General features: G+C 67.3%; 14 protein-coding genes. 7 read left to right on the forward strand and 7 right to left on the reverse strand.

Annotated features, from left to right (window positions below):
- Window positions 1-11: 11 nt before the first annotated feature.
- Window positions 12-1,673 carry a DNA repair protein RecN gene (recN, locus tag D7Y61_RS00245; protein ID WP_180864474.1) on the reverse strand — a complete coding sequence of 554 codons (1,662 nt, stop codon included), beginning with the start codon at window positions 1,671-1,673 and terminating at the stop codon, window positions 12-14.
- Window positions 1,674-1,788: 115 nt separating this feature from the next.
- On the opposite strand from recN, the gene hrcA reads away from it, so the two are divergent.
- The 4 genes from hrcA to dnaJ all read left to right on the forward strand — a co-directional run bounded on the left by hrcA (window position 1,789) and on the right by dnaJ (window position 6,816).
- Window positions 1,789-2,853 (forward strand): heat-inducible transcriptional repressor HrcA, encoded by a 1,065-nt coding sequence (gene hrcA, locus D7Y61_RS00250; RefSeq protein WP_008266321.1) that lies wholly within the window; start codon window positions 1,789-1,791, stop codon window positions 2,851-2,853.
- Between the two features lie 63 nt (window positions 2,854-2,916).
- On the forward strand, window positions 2,917-3,432 hold the full coding sequence (gene grpE, locus D7Y61_RS00255) for a nucleotide exchange factor GrpE (RefSeq protein WP_180864475.1): 516 nt from the start codon (window positions 2,917-2,919) through the stop codon (window positions 3,430-3,432).
- A 182-nt stretch (window positions 3,433-3,614) separates the two neighbouring features.
- On the forward strand, window positions 3,615-5,537 hold the full coding sequence (dnaK, locus tag D7Y61_RS00260) for a molecular chaperone DnaK (RefSeq protein ID WP_049446494.1): 1,923 nt from the start codon (window positions 3,615-3,617) through the stop codon (window positions 5,535-5,537).
- Window positions 5,538-5,691: 154 nt separating this feature from the next.
- Window positions 5,692-6,816 (forward strand): molecular chaperone DnaJ, encoded by a 1,125-nt coding sequence (dnaJ, locus tag D7Y61_RS00265; RefSeq protein WP_180864476.1) that lies wholly within the window; start codon window positions 5,692-5,694, stop codon window positions 6,814-6,816.
- 106 nt (window positions 6,817-6,922) lie between these two features.
- Here the strand turns inward: dnaJ and D7Y61_RS00270 are convergent, their stop codons facing one another.
- A complete protein-coding gene (locus D7Y61_RS00270) occupies window positions 6,923-7,720 on the reverse strand; it encodes an AraC family transcriptional regulator (RefSeq protein WP_180864477.1) in 798 nt (265 codons plus the stop codon).
- 72 nt (window positions 7,721-7,792) lie between these two features.
- Here D7Y61_RS00270 and D7Y61_RS00275 point away from each other — a divergent pair, with 72 nt between their 5' ends.
- From D7Y61_RS00275 to D7Y61_RS00285, 3 genes are all read left to right on the forward strand, one after another.
- Window positions 7,793-8,992, forward strand: coding sequence for an MFS transporter (locus D7Y61_RS00275; protein ID WP_180864478.1), 1,200 nt, complete (start codon window positions 7,793-7,795; stop codon window positions 8,990-8,992).
- Between the two features lie 574 nt (window positions 8,993-9,566).
- Window positions 9,567-10,475 (forward strand): pyridoxal kinase, encoded by a 909-nt coding sequence (pdxY, locus tag D7Y61_RS00280; protein WP_180864479.1) that lies wholly within the window; start codon window positions 9,567-9,569, stop codon window positions 10,473-10,475.
- Window positions 10,472-11,596: a prephenate dehydrogenase gene (locus tag D7Y61_RS00285; RefSeq protein WP_180864480.1), complete on the forward strand. Its 1,125-nt coding sequence runs from the start codon at window positions 10,472-10,474 to the stop codon at window positions 11,594-11,596. The genes pdxY and D7Y61_RS00285 overlap by 4 nt, the downstream gene beginning before the upstream one ends.
- 272 nt (window positions 11,597-11,868) lie before the next feature.
- On the opposite strand, the gene D7Y61_RS00290 is transcribed toward D7Y61_RS00285, so the two are convergent.
- The 5 genes from D7Y61_RS00290 to D7Y61_RS00310 form a co-directional block, all read right to left on the reverse strand.
- Window positions 11,869-12,063 carry a hypothetical protein gene (locus D7Y61_RS00290; protein WP_100441541.1) on the reverse strand — a complete coding sequence of 65 codons (195 nt, stop codon included), beginning with the start codon at window positions 12,061-12,063 and terminating at the stop codon, window positions 11,869-11,871.
- A 70-nt stretch (window positions 12,064-12,133) separates the two neighbouring features.
- Window positions 12,134-13,906 carry an ABC transporter transmembrane domain-containing protein gene (locus D7Y61_RS00295; protein WP_180864481.1) on the reverse strand — a complete coding sequence of 591 codons (1,773 nt, stop codon included), beginning with the start codon at window positions 13,904-13,906 and terminating at the stop codon, window positions 12,134-12,136.
- Window positions 13,899-14,495: an IMPACT family protein gene (locus tag D7Y61_RS00300; RefSeq protein WP_180864482.1), complete on the reverse strand. Its 597-nt coding sequence runs from the start codon at window positions 14,493-14,495 to the stop codon at window positions 13,899-13,901. The genes D7Y61_RS00295 and D7Y61_RS00300 overlap by 8 nt, the downstream gene beginning before the upstream one ends.
- 40 nt (window positions 14,496-14,535) lie before the next feature.
- Entirely contained in the window at window positions 14,536-15,537 is a 1,002-nt protein-coding gene (locus D7Y61_RS00305; RefSeq protein WP_180864483.1) for a hypothetical protein, read from the reverse strand.
- The gene (locus tag D7Y61_RS00310) at window positions 15,534-16,052 is read right to left on the reverse strand and encodes an RNA polymerase sigma factor (RefSeq protein ID WP_258010168.1); all 519 of its coding nucleotides are present in this window, start codon (window positions 16,050-16,052) and stop codon (window positions 15,534-15,536) included. The genes D7Y61_RS00305 and D7Y61_RS00310 overlap by 4 nt, the downstream gene beginning before the upstream one ends.
- Between the last annotated feature and the right edge of the window lie 9 nt (window positions 16,053-16,061).

Below are 16,061 nucleotides of genomic sequence, written 5' to 3' on the forward strand. Positions count from 1 at the left end.
GCGAACAGGCCTCAGACCTGCAGCAGCTTGCGCGCAGCGGCGCGCGCCTCCTTGCTTACTTCCACGCCGCCGAGCATGCGCGCCAGCTCTTCTTCGCGCGCCTTGCTGTCCAGCTTCTCCACGGCGCTCTGTGTCATGCCCTCCACCGGGGCCTTGCTGACGCGGTAGTGCGCGTGGCCCTTGGAAGCGACCTGCGGTAGGTGGGTCACGCACAGCACCTGGCGCTTCTCGCCCAGCGCGCGCAGCTTCTGCCCAACGATGTCGGCCACCGCGCCGCCGATGCCGGAATCGACTTCGTCGAACACCATGGTCGGCACGGCATCCAGATCCAGTGCGGCCACTTCGATGGCCAGCGAGATACGCGACAGTTCACCGCCCGAAGCGACCTTGCGCAGGGCGCGTGGCGGCTGCCCGGCGTTGGCCGCGACCAGGAATTCCACGCGCTCGGCACCCTGCGGGTCGGGCTTGCCGCTGTCCTGCGGTTCCAGGTCGATCAGGAACTGGCCGCCGCCCATGCCGAGCTCGGCGATGATGCCGGTGGTGGTGGCCGACAGTTCGGCAGCGGCGCTGCGACGGCTGGCGGTCAGCAGCTCGGCCTGCACGCGCCAGGCCGCAGCGGCTTTGTCGATCTCGCCGGCCAGGCGCTGCAGGCGCTCGTCGGCGCCGCGCAGCTGTTCCACTTCGGCATGCATGCGCTCGCGCTGCGCGCCCAGCTCATCCATCGGCACGCGGTGCTTGCGCGCCAGGTCGTGCAGGCGGCCAAGGCGGCGCTCGTTCTCTTCGAACTGCTCCGGGTCGGCATCGAGGTCGTCGTGCACCCGGTCCAGCAGCGACAAGGCCTCGTGCAGCTGGATCGAGGCGTTCTCGATCAGGCCGTCCACCTCGCCCAGGCGTGGGTCGTGTTCGATCAGGCGCGACAGCTCGTGGCGCACCTGCTGCAGCAGGTCCAGCGCGGAACTGCCGTCGTCGCCGTTGAGCTGGTTGCTGGCCGTCTGGCAGGCGCTCAGCAGGGCGCTGGCGTGGGCCTGGCGGCGGTGGCTGGCGCCGAGTGCGGCAATCGACTCCGGCTCCAGGTCCTCGCGGTCCAGCTCGCGCAGCTGGTGCTCCAGGAAGCCGATCCGGTCACTGACGTCGCCCTGTTGCGACAGCGCCAGCGATTCATCGACCAGTGCCTGCCAGGCCGCGGCGGCGCGGCGTACCTGGCGGCGTTCGTTCTCGTTGCGTGCATAGGCGTCGAGCAGGGCCAGCTGCGACGGGCGCGTCAGCAGGGCCTGCTGTTCGTGCTGGCCGTGGATCTCCACCAGCAGCGCGGCCAGGTCGGCCAGCTGCGCCAGGGTCACCGGGCGGCCGTTGATCCAGGCCCGCGAGCCGCCGTCGGCGCGGATCACCCGGCGCAGCTGGCATTGCTCCTCATCGTCCAGCTCATTGTCGGCCAGCCACTGGCGCGCGGCCTGCAGCTGCTCCAGTGCGAACTCGGCCGAAAGCTCGGCGCGCGCGGCGCCATGCCGGACCACGCCGCTGTCGGCGCGCAGGCCGGACAGGAAGCCCAGCGCGTCGACCATCAGCGACTTGCCGGCGCCGGTCTCGCCTGAAACGACGGTCATACCGGGCCCGAACTCCAGTTCGGTGGCGCGGACAACGGCGAAATCCTTGATCGAAAGATGTCTGAGCATGGGTAAGGGGGTATCAGCAGCCGCGCAACGCTAGCACGCGGGCGAGGGACGTCCAATGACTTGCCAAGGTGATGCGCCGCCATTATCTAGTGTCCGTGTCTCACAGGTTGATTCCATGCACGGTTCTCCCGACCAGCTTGCCCCGCGTGCGCGCCATCTGCTGCGCACGCTGATCGCGCGCTACATCCAGGACGGTGAGCCGGTCGGCTCGCAGACACTGGCGCGCGTGGCCGGGCTGGAGGTCAGCCCGGCCACCATCCGCAACATCCTCGGCGATCTGGAAGACCTGGGGCTGCTGGCGTCTCCGCACACCTCGGCCGGGCGCATCCCGACCGCACATGGCTACCGGGTATTCGTCGACAGCCTGCTGCAGATGCAGCCGCCGGGCGAGGGCGAGCTGGCCCGGTTGCGCCAGGAGCTGGCTGGCGGCGGCAGCACCCAGGCCCTGCTCGGCAGCGCCTCGGAGCTGCTGTCGGCGATGAGCCACTTCGTCGGCGTGGTCAGCGCGCCGCGGCGCGAGCAGTTCGCCTTCCGCCAGATCGATTTCGTGGCGCTGGACGGGCGCCGCGTGCTGGCGATCCTGGTGTTTGCCGACAACGAGGTGCAGAACAGGGTCATCGAGACCCGCCAGGAGTTCGCGCCGGGCCAGCTGGAGCAGGTCGCCAACTACCTCAATGCCCATTTCGCCGGCCTGCCGATGGCCGAGATCCGTACCCGCCTGCTGCTGGAGCTGCGCGACGCCCGCTCCGAGCTGGAACAGCTGCTGGCGCACAGCATCGAGCTGGCCGAGCAGGCCCTGCAGCCAGCGGCCGACGACATGCTGGTGGCCGGCCAGACCCGTCTGATGGGGGTGCAGGACCTGTCCGACCTGGAGCGCCTGCGCGAGCTGTTCGAGCTGTTCTCCAGCAAGCGCGAGATCCTGCAGCTGCTGGAGCGGACCATCCAGGCCCCGGGCGTGCGCATCTTCATCGGCGAGGAGACCGGGATGATGCCGCTGCAGGGGGTCTCGCTGGTCACTGCGCCTTACACCGCCAACGGCCAGGTGCTGGGCGTGCTGGGGGTGATCGGTCCCAAGCGCATGGCCTACGACCGCATGATCCCGCTGGTCCAGGCCACCGCCGATGTGCTCGGCGCGGCCTTTTCGCCGGCCGGCCGCACGCCGGGAACATCCGACGCTTGAAACGCAGCATCCCGCCCACACTAGGGTGGGTGGAGGCGGAGATTGACCGCCAGGGACCCAGACATGAACCACGAACATCCAGATATCGAATCCCAGCAGAGTGCCGCCGATGCGGCCGCCGCCGCCGGCGTCAGCGACGAAGTGGAGCGCCTGCGCGCCGAAGTTGAACAGGTCAGGGCCGATGCGCTGCGTGAGCGCGCCGACCTGGAGAACCAGCGCAAGCGCGTTGCCCGTGACATCGAGCAGGCCCGCAAGTTCGCCAACGAGAAGCTGCTCGGCGAGCTGCTGCCGGTATTCGACAGCCTGGATGCCGGCCTGAAGGCGGCTGGCGACGACGCCCACCCGTTGCGCGAAGGCCTGGAGCTGACCTACAAGCAGCTGCTGAAGGTTGCCGGTGACAATGGCCTGGTCCTGCTGGACCCGACCGGCCAGCCGTTCAACCCGGAACACCACCAGGCCATCAGCCAGGTGCCGGCCCCGGGCGCGGCCCCCGGCACCGTCGTGACCGTGTTCCAGAAGGGCTACCTGCTCAACGAGCGCCTGCTGCGGCCGGCGCTGGTGGTGGTGGCCGCCGATTGATTGACCGGGCCGGGTGATGCCCGGCCCCGGTCGTGCCAGGCCGTGCCTGGCAAGGTTTTCCAGGCGCTGAACACAGCGTTCGGGAGATGGCTTGAATGTTCCACGAGCCTCCCCCACATCGTATTCATCCACCGGCCGAGCGGCCGGACTGACCCCAACAAGCATCCTCAGGAGTCTCCCCCATGGGCAAGATCATTGGTATCGACCTCGGCACCACCAACTCGTGCGTGGCGATCATGGACGGCGGCAAGGCCCGCGTCATCGAGAATTCGGAAGGCGATCGCACCACCCCGTCGATCGTCGCCTACACCAAGGACGGCGAAGTCCTGGTGGGCGCCTCGGCCAAGCGCCAGGCCGTGACCAACCCGAAGAACACCTTCTACGCGGTGAAGCGCCTGATCGGCCGCAAGTTCACCGACGCCGAAGTGCAGAAGGACATCGCCCACGTCCCGTACGGCATCCTCGCCCATGACAATGGCGATGCCTGGGTGTCGACCAGCGACGGCAAGAAGATGGCCCCGCAGGAAATCTCGGCCAAGGTGCTGGAAAAGATGAAGAAGACCGCCGAGGACTTCCTCGGTGAGAAGGTCACCGAAGCGGTCATCACCGTGCCGGCCTACTTCAACGACAGCCAGCGCCAGGCGACCAAGGACGCCGGTCGCATTGCAGGCCTGGACGTCAAGCGCATCATCAACGAGCCGACCGCGGCTGCGCTGGCCTATGGCCTGGACAAGGGCGACAACAAGGATCGCAAGATCGTGGTGTACGACCTGGGCGGCGGCACCTTCGACGTCTCGGTGATCGAGATCGCCAACGTCGACGGCGAGAAGCAGTTCGAAGTGCTGGCCACCAACGGCGACACCTTCCTGGGCGGCGAAGACTTCGACAACCGCGTCATCGAGTACCTGGTTGAAGAGTTCAACAAGGACCAGGGCATCGACCTGCGCAAGGATCCGCTGGCCCTGCAGCGCCTGAAGGACGCCGCCGAGCGCGCCAAGATCGAGCTGTCCAGCGCCCAGCAGACCGAAGTGAACCTGCCCTACGTCACCGCCGACGCGTCGGGTCCGAAGCACCTGAACATCAAGCTGACCCGCGCCAAGCTGGAAGCGCTGGTGGAAGACCTGATCAAGAAGTCGATCGAGCCGTGCCGCGTCGCCCTGAACGATGCCGGCCTGCGTTCGAGCGACATCAGCGAAGTGATTCTGGTCGGTGGCCAGACCCGCATGCCGAAGGTGCAGCAGGCAGTGACCGAGTTCTTCGGCAAGGAACCGCGCAAGGACGTCAACCCGGACGAAGCCGTGGCACTGGGTGCGGCGATCCAGGGCGGCGTGCTGGGCGGCGACGTCAAGGACGTGCTGCTGCTGGACGTGACCCCGCTGTCGCTGGGCATCGAGACCATGGGCGGCGTGTTCACCAAGATCATCGAGAAGAACACCACCATTCCGACCAAGGCCTCGCAGGTGTTCTCCACCGCCGAGGACAACCAGTCGGCCGTGACCGTGCACGTGCTGCAGGGTGAGCGCGAACAGGCCCGCTTCAACAAGTCGCTGGCCAAGTTCGACCTGTCCGGCATCGAGCCGGCCCCGCGCGGCCTGCCGCAGGTGGAAGTGTCCTTCGACATTGACGCCAACGGCATCCTGCACGTGTCGGCCAAGGACAAGAAGACCAACAAGGAACAGAAGGTCGAGATCAAGGCCGGTTCGGGCCTGTCCGAGGAAGAGATCGCACGCATGGTCGCCGACGCGGAAGCCAACCGCGAGGAAGACAAGAAGTTCCAGGAGCTGGTGCAGGCCCGCAACCAGGCCGACGCCCTGATCCACGGCACCCGCAGCGCCATCACTGAGCACGGCAGCAAGGTCGGCGGCGAAGTGATCGGCAAGGTCGAAGCGGCGCTGGCCGATCTGGAAACCGCGATGAAGGGTGACGACAAGGCACAGATCGAAGCCAAGTCGAAGGTGCTGGAAGAAGCCGGCCAGTCGCTGTTCGCCGCCGCTTCGGCCGACCAGGGCGGTGCCCCGGGTGCCGACGCCGGCAACGCAGGCAAGGCGCAGGATGACGTGGTCGACGCCGAGTTCACCGAAGTCAAGGACGACAAGAAGTCCTGATCCGGACCGACGCGGGACGCTGGCCACCAGCGTCCCGTTGTCGCATCAGGGTCCTGACCGCCACCCGGCGTGTCGGGGCGCCCGACGCAAGAGCGGACCTGGTTCCGCTCTTCCGCTTTGACGAATCCCGACTTTCCGGAATGCGATCCACGATATGAGCAAGCGCGATTACTACGAAGTGCTGGGCGTTGCCCGCACCGCCACCGACGAAGAGCTGAAGAAGGCCTATCGTCGCTGTGCGATGAAGTTCCACCCGGACCGCAACCCGGGTGATGCGGCGGCCGAAGCCTCCTTCAAGGAGTGCAAGGAAGCCTACGAAGTGCTGTCCGACGGCGGCAAGCGCCGCATGTACGACAGCCATGGCCACGCCGCGTTCGAGCACGGCATGGGCGGTGGTGGCCCGGGCGGCCCGGACATGAACGATATCTTCGGCGATATCTTCGGCAACATCTTCGGTGGTGCCGGCGGTGGTCCGCGCCAGGCGCGTCGCGGTGCCGACATCGGCTACGTGATGGAGCTGGACCTGGAAGAAGCCGTGCGCGGCGTCGAGCGCCGCATCGAGATTCCGACCCTGGCCGAGTGCGGCGACTGCGATGGCAGTGGCTCCGAAGACGGCAAGGTCGAGACCTGCAACGTCTGCCATGGTCGTGGCCAGGTGCGCATCCAGCGCGGCATCTTTGCCATGCAGCAGGCCTGCCACAACTGCGGCGGCCGTGGCCAGATCATCGCCAAGCCCTGCAAGACCTGCCACGGCAACGGCCGTGTCGAGGAAGACAAGGTGCTGTCGGTGAAGGTGCCGGCCGGCGTCGACACCGGCGACCGCATCCGCCTGCAGGGCGAGGGCGAGGCCGGTCCGGCCGGTACGCCGCCGGGCGACCTGTACGTGGAAGTGCGCGTGCGCGAGCACGCCATCTTCCAGCGCGATGGCGACGATCTGCACTGCGAAGTGCCGATCCGCATCTCGCAGGCCGCGCTGGGCGACACCGTGCGCGTGGCCACTCTGGGCGGTGAAGCGGAAATCCGCATTCCGGCCGAGACCCAGACCGGCAAGCTGTTCCGCCTGCGCGGCAAGGGCGTGCGTTCGGTGCGCAGCCGCAGCGAAGGCGACCTATACTGCCGCGTGGTGGTGGAGACCCCGGTCAACCTCACCAACGAGCAGCGCAAGCTGCTGGAGCAGTTCGAAGCCACCTTCGTCGGCGAGGAAGCGCGCAAGCATTCGCCGAAGTCGGCCACCTTCATGGATGGCGTGAAGGGCTTCTGGGACCGGATGACGTCCTGAGTTGTCAACGCAAGCGTTGAACGGTAGCGCCGGGCCATGCCCGGCGTTTTCGTTTGCGGGCGCCGGCTGCATTCCGCCGGCATGGCCCGGCGCTATCGGGAAATGCTCACCGGAAGAATGCCGCCGGCGTCTGCCCCAGCTGCCGCTTGAACATGCTGGTGAACGCGCTGGGGCTGTCGTAGCCCATCGCCAGCGCGACATCGATGACCTTGTCACCGACCGCCAGCCGCTCCAGTGCCGCCAGCAACCGTGCCTGCTGCCGCCACTGGCCGAAGGTCATGCCAAGTTCGCCGGCGAAATGGCGCTGGATGGTTTTCACGTCCACCTCCAGTGCCTGCGCCCAATCCTGCAGCGTGGCGTCATCGCCGGGGTGCTTCTGCAGATGCTGGCAGATCCGCTGCAGGCGCGGATCGGTGGGAGCGGGCAGGTGCAGCGGCAATACGTCCATGCGATGCAGCTCGTCCAGCAGCAGGCGCACCACGCGGCCATCGCGGCTGTCTTCGATGTGCTCGCCCTTGATGAGCGTGGCCGCCTGCAGCAGTTCGCGCAGCAGTGGTGCCACCTGTACCGCGAACGGTTCGGCCGGCAGTTGCGGCGCGAATGACGGGTCGATGTACAGGCTGCGCATGTGCACGGCGGCAATGCAGTCCACCGCGTGCACCATGCCTGCCGGCATCCAGATCGCACGGGTGGAGGGCACCACCCAGCGACCGACTTCCGAGCGCACCACCATCAACCCGGAGATGGCATAGACCAGCTGGTGGCGCTGGTGCTTGTGGCCTGCGATATGGGTGCCGGCCGGGTACTGGGTAACCCGGTAGGTGACCGGGCGGTGCAGCGGCACATCGCGCCAGGGCGCAGCCGGGTCGACGTCGCCGGCAATGTCCTTTTTGCGATAGGCCATGACCCGAACGCGGCAGAAGGGAAGGGAGGGCAACCGTAGCATGCGTGGCTCGCCCCCAACCTGACTGCGTCCATGTCCGCCTTGGCTTCTCCCGCAACGACCTCACGCCCGGTGGCTCCCGGTGTGCTGGCTGCCATTTCCACCTCGCATGTCGTCAACGACATGATGCAGTCGCTGATCCTGGCGATCTATCCGGTGATCAAGGGCGGCTTCAACCTCAGCTTCACCCAGATCGGCCTGATTACGCTGACGTACCAGCTCACCGCATCGATCTTCCAGCCGCTGATCGGCGCAGCGACCGACCGCCGCCCGGCGCCGTACTCGCTGCCGATCGGCATGGCCTCGACCCTGTGCGGCATGCTGCTGCTCGGCTTCGCACCGAACTATGCGGTGGTGCTGATGGCCGCAGCGATGGTCGGCATTGGTTCGGCCATCTTCCACCCGGAAGCCTCGCGCATCGCGCGCCTGGCCTCGGGGGGGCGCCATGGCTTCGCGCAGTCGGTGTTCCAGGTGGGCGGCAACTTCGGTACCGCGCTCGGCCCGCTGATCGCTGCGGCGGTGATCGTGCCCTATGGCCAGCATGCCGCGTCGTGGTTTGCCGGCGCCGCCCTGATCGGCATCGCACTGCTGACCTATGTCGGCCGCTGGTACGCGTTGCATCTGGGCGCGCCACGCCCCGCCAGCACGGCTGCGATGGCACCGCGACACCCGCCTCGCACCGTGGCCAAGGTGCTGGCGATCCTGCTGGTGCTGATCTTCAGCAAGTACTTCTACATGGCCAGCATCGGCAGCTACTTCACCTTCTACCTGATCCACCATTTCGGCATTCCGGTGGCGCAGGCGCAGCTGCACCTGTTCGCGTTCCTGGTCGCATCCGCAGCCGGTGGCTTCCTGGGTGGGCCGCTGGGCGACCGCATCGGCCGCAAGCCGATCATCTGGACCTCGATCCTGGGCGTGGCACCGTTCGCACTGATGCTGCCGCATGCCGATCTGTTCTGGACCACGGTGCTGGCGGTGCTGATCGGCTTCGTGTTGTCCTCGGCGTTCTCGGCGATCGTGGTGTATGCACAGGAAATGATGCCGCACCGCATCGGCATGGTGTCGGGGCTGTTCTTCGGTTTCGCGTTCGGCATGGGCGGGCTGGGCGCAGCAGTGCTCGGCCTGCTGGCGGACAAGACCAGCATTGAGTATGTCTACCAGTTGACTGCGTTCCTGCCGTTGCTCGGCATCGTGGCGGCGTGGCTGCCGCCGTCGCGACCTGCTGTTCACTGAGGGAGGGCGGGTTTGCAGGGCTTGCAGCCCTGCACCTGCTGAATCAACGTCAACGTCAAAAGCCCGCATTCCGTGGGATGGCGGGGTGGGTCCGGTTGCGGGGGACGCCGTAAACCCGTCCATGGGGGCTTGGCCGCGGCATCCATGCCGCGGACACCCCCGCAACCGGACCCAACCCGCCTTCGACGGTTTCTTGCGATCTGTTGGAACAGCCATCTGCTCTGGTGGGTGTCGACCTTGGTCGACACGGTAGATCTGACCCCTTTTTTGTCTATCGATACCTGACAGATGTCTCGACCAAGGTCGACACCTACCAACAGCCGTGCGGAACAACAGCCGCAGTTGCCAACAGCCGCATGAACCTGTCGAAGGTGGGGCGGTGTCGGAGTGCGGGGTGTCAGCCGCATGGATGCGGCTGCCAAGCCCCCATGGACGGGTTCACGGCGTCCCCGCACTCCGACACCGCCCCGCCATCCCACGGATTGCTCGCTTTGGCTTTTGCCGTTGCCGTTGCATTGAGCAGGTGCAGGGCTGCAAGCCCTGCCGAAAACCCCCTTGGGCGTAGAATGCGGTCATGAGCGAATCCCTTGATAACCACCTGGTCCACGGCCGCCGCCAGCGGCCGGATGGCCCGTCGCCGATCGATGTCATCTCGGTCCAGTCGCAACTCGTCTACGGCCACGCCGGCAACAGCGCCGCCATACCGCCAATGCGCGCCCTCGGTGTGCGCGTAGCCGAAATTCCGACCGTGCTGCTCAGCAACGCGCCGTTCTACGACACCACCCGCGGCCGCGTGCTGCCCGCCGACTGGTTCGCCGACCTGCTGCTCGGCACCCATGAGCGTGGCCTGCCGCAGCGGGCGAAGATGCTGGTCTCCGGCTATTTCGGCAGCACCGCCAACGGCGCCGCGTTTGCCGATTGGCTGGACGAGATCCTGCCGGCCTGTCCGCAGCTGCGCTACTGCCTGGATCCGGTCATTGGCGATACCCACACCGGCCCTTACGTGGAGCCGGGCCTGGAAGCGATCTTCGCCGAGCGCCTGCTGCCGCATGCGTGGCTGGTGACGCCGAACGCGTTCGAACTGAACCGATTGACCGGCATGCCGGCATTGGCCGAAGCCGATGCCATGGCGGCGGCGCGCACGCTGCTGGACCGTGGCCCGCACTGGGTGATCGCGCACAGCGTCGGGGGTACTCCTGGCGAACTGGTGACGCTGGCCGTCGGCCGTGACGAGACCTGGCGCTGGACTTCGCCGCTGCTGCCGGTGGACGTTGCGGGCACTGGCGATGTGCTGATGTCGCTGGTGGTGTCGTTCCTGCTGCGTGGCGAATCCATGCAGCAGGCCATCTCGCGTGCGATTGCCGGTACCCATGCCGCATTGGAAGCGACCTTGGACAACGGATTCGAGGAGTTCGATGTGATCGCTGCGGCGCCTGCGGCGTTGGCCGAAGGCACGCGCTTCCGCGCCGAACGCGTGGCATGAGCGGCCCGCAGGAACGCACGCCGCGCACAGTCGGCATTGTCGGTAGTGCTGGCGCCTACGGGCGTTGGCTGCGCCGTTTCTTCCAGCAGGACATGCAATTGCAGGTGATTGGCCATGACCCGGCCGATGCCACCTCGCATACGCCGGAACAGCTGCTGGCGCAGGCTGACGTGCTGGTGTTCTCGGCACCGATCAGGCACACGCCCGCGTTGATCGCGCAGTACGTGCAGCAGTCGGCCGGGCGCGAGCGCGACCGGCTGTGGCTGGATGTGACTTCGGTAAAGGATGCGCCGGTGCAGGCGATGCTGGCTTCGCAGGCCGAAGTGGTCGGCCTGCATCCGATGACTGCGCCTCCCAAGGCGCCGACCCTGAAGGGCCGGGTGATGGTGGTCTGCGAAGCGCGCCTGCAGCACTGGCAGCCGTGGGTTGATGCGCTGTGCACTGCCCTGCAGGCCGAATGCGTGCGCGCCACGCCGCAGCATCACGACCAGATGATGGCGCTGGTGCAGGCGATGGTGCATGCCACCCACCTGGCCCAGGCCGGTGTGCTGCGCCAGTACCAGCCGCAGCTGGGCGCTCTGGCCGCGATGATGCCGTACCGCTCGGCGTCATTCGAACTGGATACCGCGATCATCTCGCGCATCCTGTCGCTGAACCCGGCGATCTATGAAGACATCCAGTTCGGCAATCCATACGTTGCGCCGATGCTGGAACGGTTGGTCGGTCAACTGCAGGACCTGCAGGCCCAGGTCGGGCAGGGCGACGATGCTGCGCGGGGTGCATTCCGCGAGCAGCTGCTGTCGGCCAACCGCAGCGCCTTCGGCGAACAGGCACTGGCCGAGGGCAACTACACCTTCGAGCGGGTGGGGTATCTGCTGGCCGACCTGACCGAGCGCAACGCGCTGTCGGTACATTTGCCGGAGGACCGGCCGGGTTCGCTGCGTGAACTGCTGAACGTCTTCGAGCAGCACCGCATCAGCCTGGCGTCAATCCATTCCTCGCGCACGCCCGGCGGCGAAGTGCATTTCCGTATCGGATTCGTTGCAGGCAGCGACCCGATGTCGATCGCTGCGGCGGCAGCGGAAGTCGATGCCAGCGGCATCGGACGCGTGCTCGGCTGAGCACATTCATCCACAGGCGGTGTGGATGATTTCTGAGCAAACATGTGGATAACCACGTGGAGCCCTTGGCAGCCAAGGCTGTCAAGATGGTTGATCAAAAAATGATCACGCATTTTTGTAGAGGCGAGCCATGCTCGACTGCCCTTGGCGAAAAGTGTGTCGACCAAGGTCGACACCTACCAGCCTTGGCGAAAAGTGTGCCGACCAGGGGCGACACCTGCCAGAGCAAGGCGATGCGAACTCCGGTAGCGCCGGGCCATGCCCGGCGAACCTCAGATCGTCAGCCTCAGCTCTCCACCACTGGTGGTGAACTCGCGGCCATTGCGCACCAGCAGGCGACCGTCGTCCAGCTCATAGCGGGGCGTCGCTTCGGAATGATGCCCGCTGCCATTCGCCTCGGGCTTGAACTCGATGATGATGTGGCTTTCGCCTTGACTGTCGACGGCGGGGAACTGACGGAACGACATCTGGCACCTCCTTCAACGGTTGCTGTTGATGCGTCGCCAGCTTCGCCCCGCCGATGTTAGCCGGCCGTCATCAATCGATGAACTGCAGGCGTGCCAGTTCAGCGTACAGACCGCCTTCGGCCAGCAGCTGTGCATGCGTACCTTCGGCTACGATGCGCCCCTGGTCCATCACCACGATGCGGTCGGCCTTGAGCACGGTGGCCAGCCGGTGTGCGATGACCAGCGTGGTACGGCCGGCCATCAGCCGCTCCAGCGCCTGCTGCACGCTGTACTCGCTCTGCGCATCCAGCGCACTGGTGGCTTCGTCCAGCAGCAGGATCGGTGCGTCCTTCAGCAGTGCACGCGCGATCGCCACGCGCTGCTGCTGGCCGCCGGACAGGCGCGCGCCGCGCTCGCCCAGTTCACTGTCGTAGCCCTGTGGCAATGCGCGCAGGAAGCCGTCGGCCTCGGCGGCGCGAGCGGCATCCTCGACCTCGGCGTCGCTGGCCTGCAGGCGGCCATAGCGGATGTTGTCGCGGGCGCTGGCAGCGAACAGCGTCGGTTGCTGCGGCACCAGCGCAAGCTGGGCGCGCAGCGCGGCCGGATCGACCCTGCGGATGTCAGTACCGTCCACGCAGATGGTGCCAGCGGCCGGATCGTGGAAGCGCAGCAGCATCGACAGTACCGTGCTCTTGCCCGCGCCCGACGGGCCGACCAGGGCCACGGTCTCACCCGGACGCACATGCAGGTTGAAGTGGTCCAGTGCAGCCTGGTCCGGCCGTTGCGGGTAATGGAACACCACGTCGTCGAACAGGATCTCGCCGCGCAGCGGCTGTGGCAGCGCCTGCGGTTGCGCCGGCGCGCGGATCTCGATGTCTTCCTGCAGCAGCTCGCCGATGCGGCCCATGCCGCCGGCCGCACGCTGCAGTTCGTTCCATACTTCAGCCAGCGCGCCGACCGAGCCGCCGCCGATCAGTGCGTACAGCACGAACTGGCCAAGCGTACCGGCGCTGAGGCGTCCGTCGATGACATCATGCGCACCCAGCCAGAGCACGCCGACGATGGCGCCGAACACCAGCAGGATGGCGCTGGCGGTGACCAGTGACTGTGCACCGATGCGACGGCGGGCGGCCTTGATGGCATCGCCCAGTGCGTGGTCGAAGCGGCCACGTTCGTACGGCTCGCGTGCGTGGGCCTGTACCGTGCGCACCGCACCCAGCGTCTCGCTGGCCAGGCTGTTGGCATCGGCGATGCGGTCCTGGCTGTTGCGCGCGACCGTACGCAGCTTGCGAGCGCCGATGATGATCGGCAGCACCGCCAGCGGAATGCCCAGCAGCGACCACGCCGCCAGCCGCGGGCTGGTGACGAACAGCATCGCCAGGCTGCCGATGACGGTGACGGTGCTGCGCAGGGCCACCGACATGGTCGAGCCGACCACGCTGCGAAGCAGCTCGGTATCGGCAGTCAGGCGCGAAACCAGTTCACCGCTGCGGCTGCGGTCATGGAAGCCGGCGCCGAGATGGATCAGGTGCGCATACAGCTGGCTGCGCAGATCAGCCACGACCTTTTCGCCCAGCAGCGAGACGAAGTAGAAGCGCGCGGCGGTACCCAGCGCCATGACCACCGCCACCAGCATCAGCAGGGCGAAGGCACGGTTGATCTGGCCGCCGCTGCTGAAGCCGTGGTCGATCATCTGCTTCACGGCTGGAGGCAGGCTCAGTGTGGCGGCCGAGGACACCGCCAGCGCCAGCAGCCAGGCGATGAACAGCCCGCTGTGCCGGCGCACGAAGGGCCACAGAGTACGCAGGCTGCCGAGGCGGCGCAGCGGCGGGGTCGAGGCGGGAGCGTCGTCCTTGTCAGTCATCCTGGTCGTCGTCTTGTATGCGGATACGGTCACGAGTGGCGTCGCGCAGTCGGATTTTCAATGCGTGGACCTGATCGGCCGGCAGTTCGATCCGTAGGCACACGCCATTGGCATCGAACTGCTCATCGCGCTTCTCTGCGGAGAAGGCGGTCAGGGTGGCGTGCAGGGTGCCCAGGTCCTCGAAGCCGGCCAGCAGTTGCAGGCGGGCCATGGCAACCAGTGGCAGGCGCGGCGCGGTGCGCAGGCACTCGGCGGCGGCACCGCCATAGGCACGTACAAGGCCACCGGCACCGAGCTTGATGCCGCCGAACCAGCGTGTCACCACCACCACCACCCGGTCGAAGCCCTGGCCATCGATCGCTGCCAGGATCGGCCGCCCGGCGGTACCGGCAGGCTCGCCATCGTCGCTGGAACGGTAGTCCTGCCCATGGCGGTAAGCCCAGCAGTTGTGGGTGGCGTCGGCTACCGCGACCTGCTGCAGGAACATCATCGCGGCTGCAGCGCCGTCGACCGGCGCGGCATGGGCGATGAAGCGGCTGTGTTTGACTTCCAGCGTATGGCTGACAGGCTGGGCGAGGGTATCGAGCATTGCCGCCATTCTACGGGGTTGCCGGGCATCCCCGTCGGCTTCAGTCGTCCAGCAGCGGGCGCAGGTCGTGCGGCAGGCGTGCTTCCGGATACTGCTGCATGTAGCGCTCCAGGCTGGCGCGGGCAAGATCACGCTGGCCGTCGTCGCGGCGTGCGCGGATCTTCTGCAGCCACTGCCGGCGTGGCAGCCGCGCATCGGTCTCCACTTCGGCCTGCACTGCATCCGCACTCAGTCCTGCATCGCTGCGGCGCATGACGCCGGGTGCGGAGCGGACCGAGGGGGCAACGCGCTTGCTCGCTGTCATTTCGATGCGATCGAGCACCGGGGCCTGTTCTGCGTCGGCTGCGCTGGCCAGTGGCGCTGCAGCGCTGCGTGCCTTCATCGTCCCGGTCACGGCCGGGGCGGATGAAGGCGCTGGCGCCGAATACGCCGCGGGTGCCGGTGGTGCGGGCGGCGCAGGCGGCGGCATTGCCGCAAAGGATGTATCGGTGGCAGGTTCCGCGACGCGTGCGCGGGCGGCGTCTGCCTGTTCCTTCTGCGGTGCCGATGCTGGCGCTGGGATGGCTTGTGCGGGAGTGGGTCTGGCCGCGCGGGCGACGGCTGCTGCCGGTGCCGCAACAGGCGCCGCCTCGGCGGCTGCCGGTGCAGCGGCCGACGGATCGGGGGGCGGCAGTGCGGCGTCCGCAGCGCTGTTCCCGGCGGTCTGATCGGCGGCGGCGATGTCGGCAGCAGCAGGTGCCGCCGCGACGGCGGCTTCACCAGCAGGAACCGTTGGCGGCTCCGGACGCAGCTGCCAGGCGATGCCGATGGCGAACACCATCGAGGCGGCGATGCCGAACACCGCCGGCCAACGCGGACGCGTGCGACGCGTGCGTGGTGCGTCCACCAGGATATCGGCACCTTTGGCCGGAGCATCCACAGCGGCCCGGGCCGCTGCCAGGATGGCGGCGTCCAGCGCGGCTGGCGGTGCCTGTTCGGTGCGGCGGCCGAGCAGGTGGGCCAGCTCGCGTTCTTCCGGCGTCAGGGGTTCGTCTCGGTTCATGCGTTCAGTCCCGCACGCAGCTTGTCCATTGCATAGCGCAGCCGCGATTTCACGGTTTCCCGGCCAACGCCGGTGATCTGGCCGATCTCCTCCAGGCTCAGTTCCTGATCCAGCCGCAGCTGCAGCACTTCGCGCTGCTCGGGCGGCAGTTGCTCCATCGCCCGCTGAATGCGGCGACGTTGTTCGAATTCGGAAAGCTCCGCTTCCGGGGTCTGCCCATCCTCGATCGCCGCCAGGCGCAGATCGGCGTCAGCCGGAGCGGCAGGGCGGTGCCGCGCTGCACGCCAATGGTCGTTCAGGCGGTTGTGGGCGATGCGGAACAGCCAGGTGCTGAAGGCCGCTTCAGGCTGCCAGCCAGCGCGCGCGCTGATCACCCGTTGCCACACGTCCTGGAAGATCTCCTCGGCCAGCGCGGTGTCGCGCAGTTGCCGCAGCAGGAAGCCGAACAGGCGCTTGCGATGGCGCGCATACAGGCTTTCGAACGCGCGCAGGTCGCCGGCGGCCCAGGCCAGCATCAAGGCTTC

The sequence above is a fragment of the Stenotrophomonas maltophilia genome, from assembly GCF_013464485.1.
GTDB classification, from domain to species: Bacteria; Pseudomonadota; Gammaproteobacteria; order Xanthomonadales; family Xanthomonadaceae; genus Stenotrophomonas; species Stenotrophomonas maltophilia_AW.

What these genes read in the sequence shown, in the direction of transcription:
- recN (WP_180864474.1), bottom strand. Translation starts at nt 1,673, where the DNA reads ATGCTCAGACATCTTTCGATCAAGGATTTCGCCGTTGTCCGCGCCACC.
- hrcA (WP_008266321.1), top strand. Translation starts at nt 1,789, where the DNA reads ATGCACGGTTCTCCCGACCAGCTTGCCCCGCGTGCGCGCCATCTGCTG.
- grpE (WP_180864475.1), top strand. Translation starts at nt 2,917, where the DNA reads ATGAACCACGAACATCCAGATATCGAATCCCAGCAGAGTGCCGCCGAT.
- dnaK (WP_049446494.1), top strand. Translation starts at nt 3,615, where the DNA reads ATGGGCAAGATCATTGGTATCGACCTCGGCACCACCAACTCGTGCGTG.
- dnaJ (WP_180864476.1), top strand. Translation starts at nt 5,692, where the DNA reads ATGAGCAAGCGCGATTACTACGAAGTGCTGGGCGTTGCCCGCACCGCC.
- D7Y61_RS00270 (WP_180864477.1), bottom strand. Translation starts at nt 7,720, where the DNA reads ATGGCCTATCGCAAAAAGGACATTGCCGGCGACGTCGACCCGGCTGCG.
- D7Y61_RS00275 (WP_180864478.1), top strand. Translation starts at nt 7,793, where the DNA reads ATGTCCGCCTTGGCTTCTCCCGCAACGACCTCACGCCCGGTGGCTCCC.
- pdxY (WP_180864479.1), top strand. Translation starts at nt 9,567, where the DNA reads ATGAGCGAATCCCTTGATAACCACCTGGTCCACGGCCGCCGCCAGCGG.
- D7Y61_RS00285 (WP_180864480.1), top strand. Translation starts at nt 10,472, where the DNA reads ATGAGCGGCCCGCAGGAACGCACGCCGCGCACAGTCGGCATTGTCGGT.
- D7Y61_RS00290 (WP_100441541.1), bottom strand. Translation starts at nt 12,063, where the DNA reads ATGTCGTTCCGTCAGTTCCCCGCCGTCGACAGTCAAGGCGAAAGCCAC.
- D7Y61_RS00295 (WP_180864481.1), bottom strand. Translation starts at nt 13,906, where the DNA reads ATGACTGACAAGGACGACGCTCCCGCCTCGACCCCGCCGCTGCGCCGC.
- D7Y61_RS00300 (WP_180864482.1), bottom strand. Translation starts at nt 14,495, where the DNA reads ATGCTCGATACCCTCGCCCAGCCTGTCAGCCATACGCTGGAAGTCAAA.
- D7Y61_RS00305 (WP_180864483.1), bottom strand. Translation starts at nt 15,537, where the DNA reads ATGAACCGAGACGAACCCCTGACGCCGGAAGAACGCGAGCTGGCCCAC.
- D7Y61_RS00310 (WP_258010168.1), bottom strand. Translation starts at nt 16,052, where the DNA reads ATGCTGGCCTGGGCCGCCGGCGACCTGCGCGCGTTCGAAAGCCTGTAT.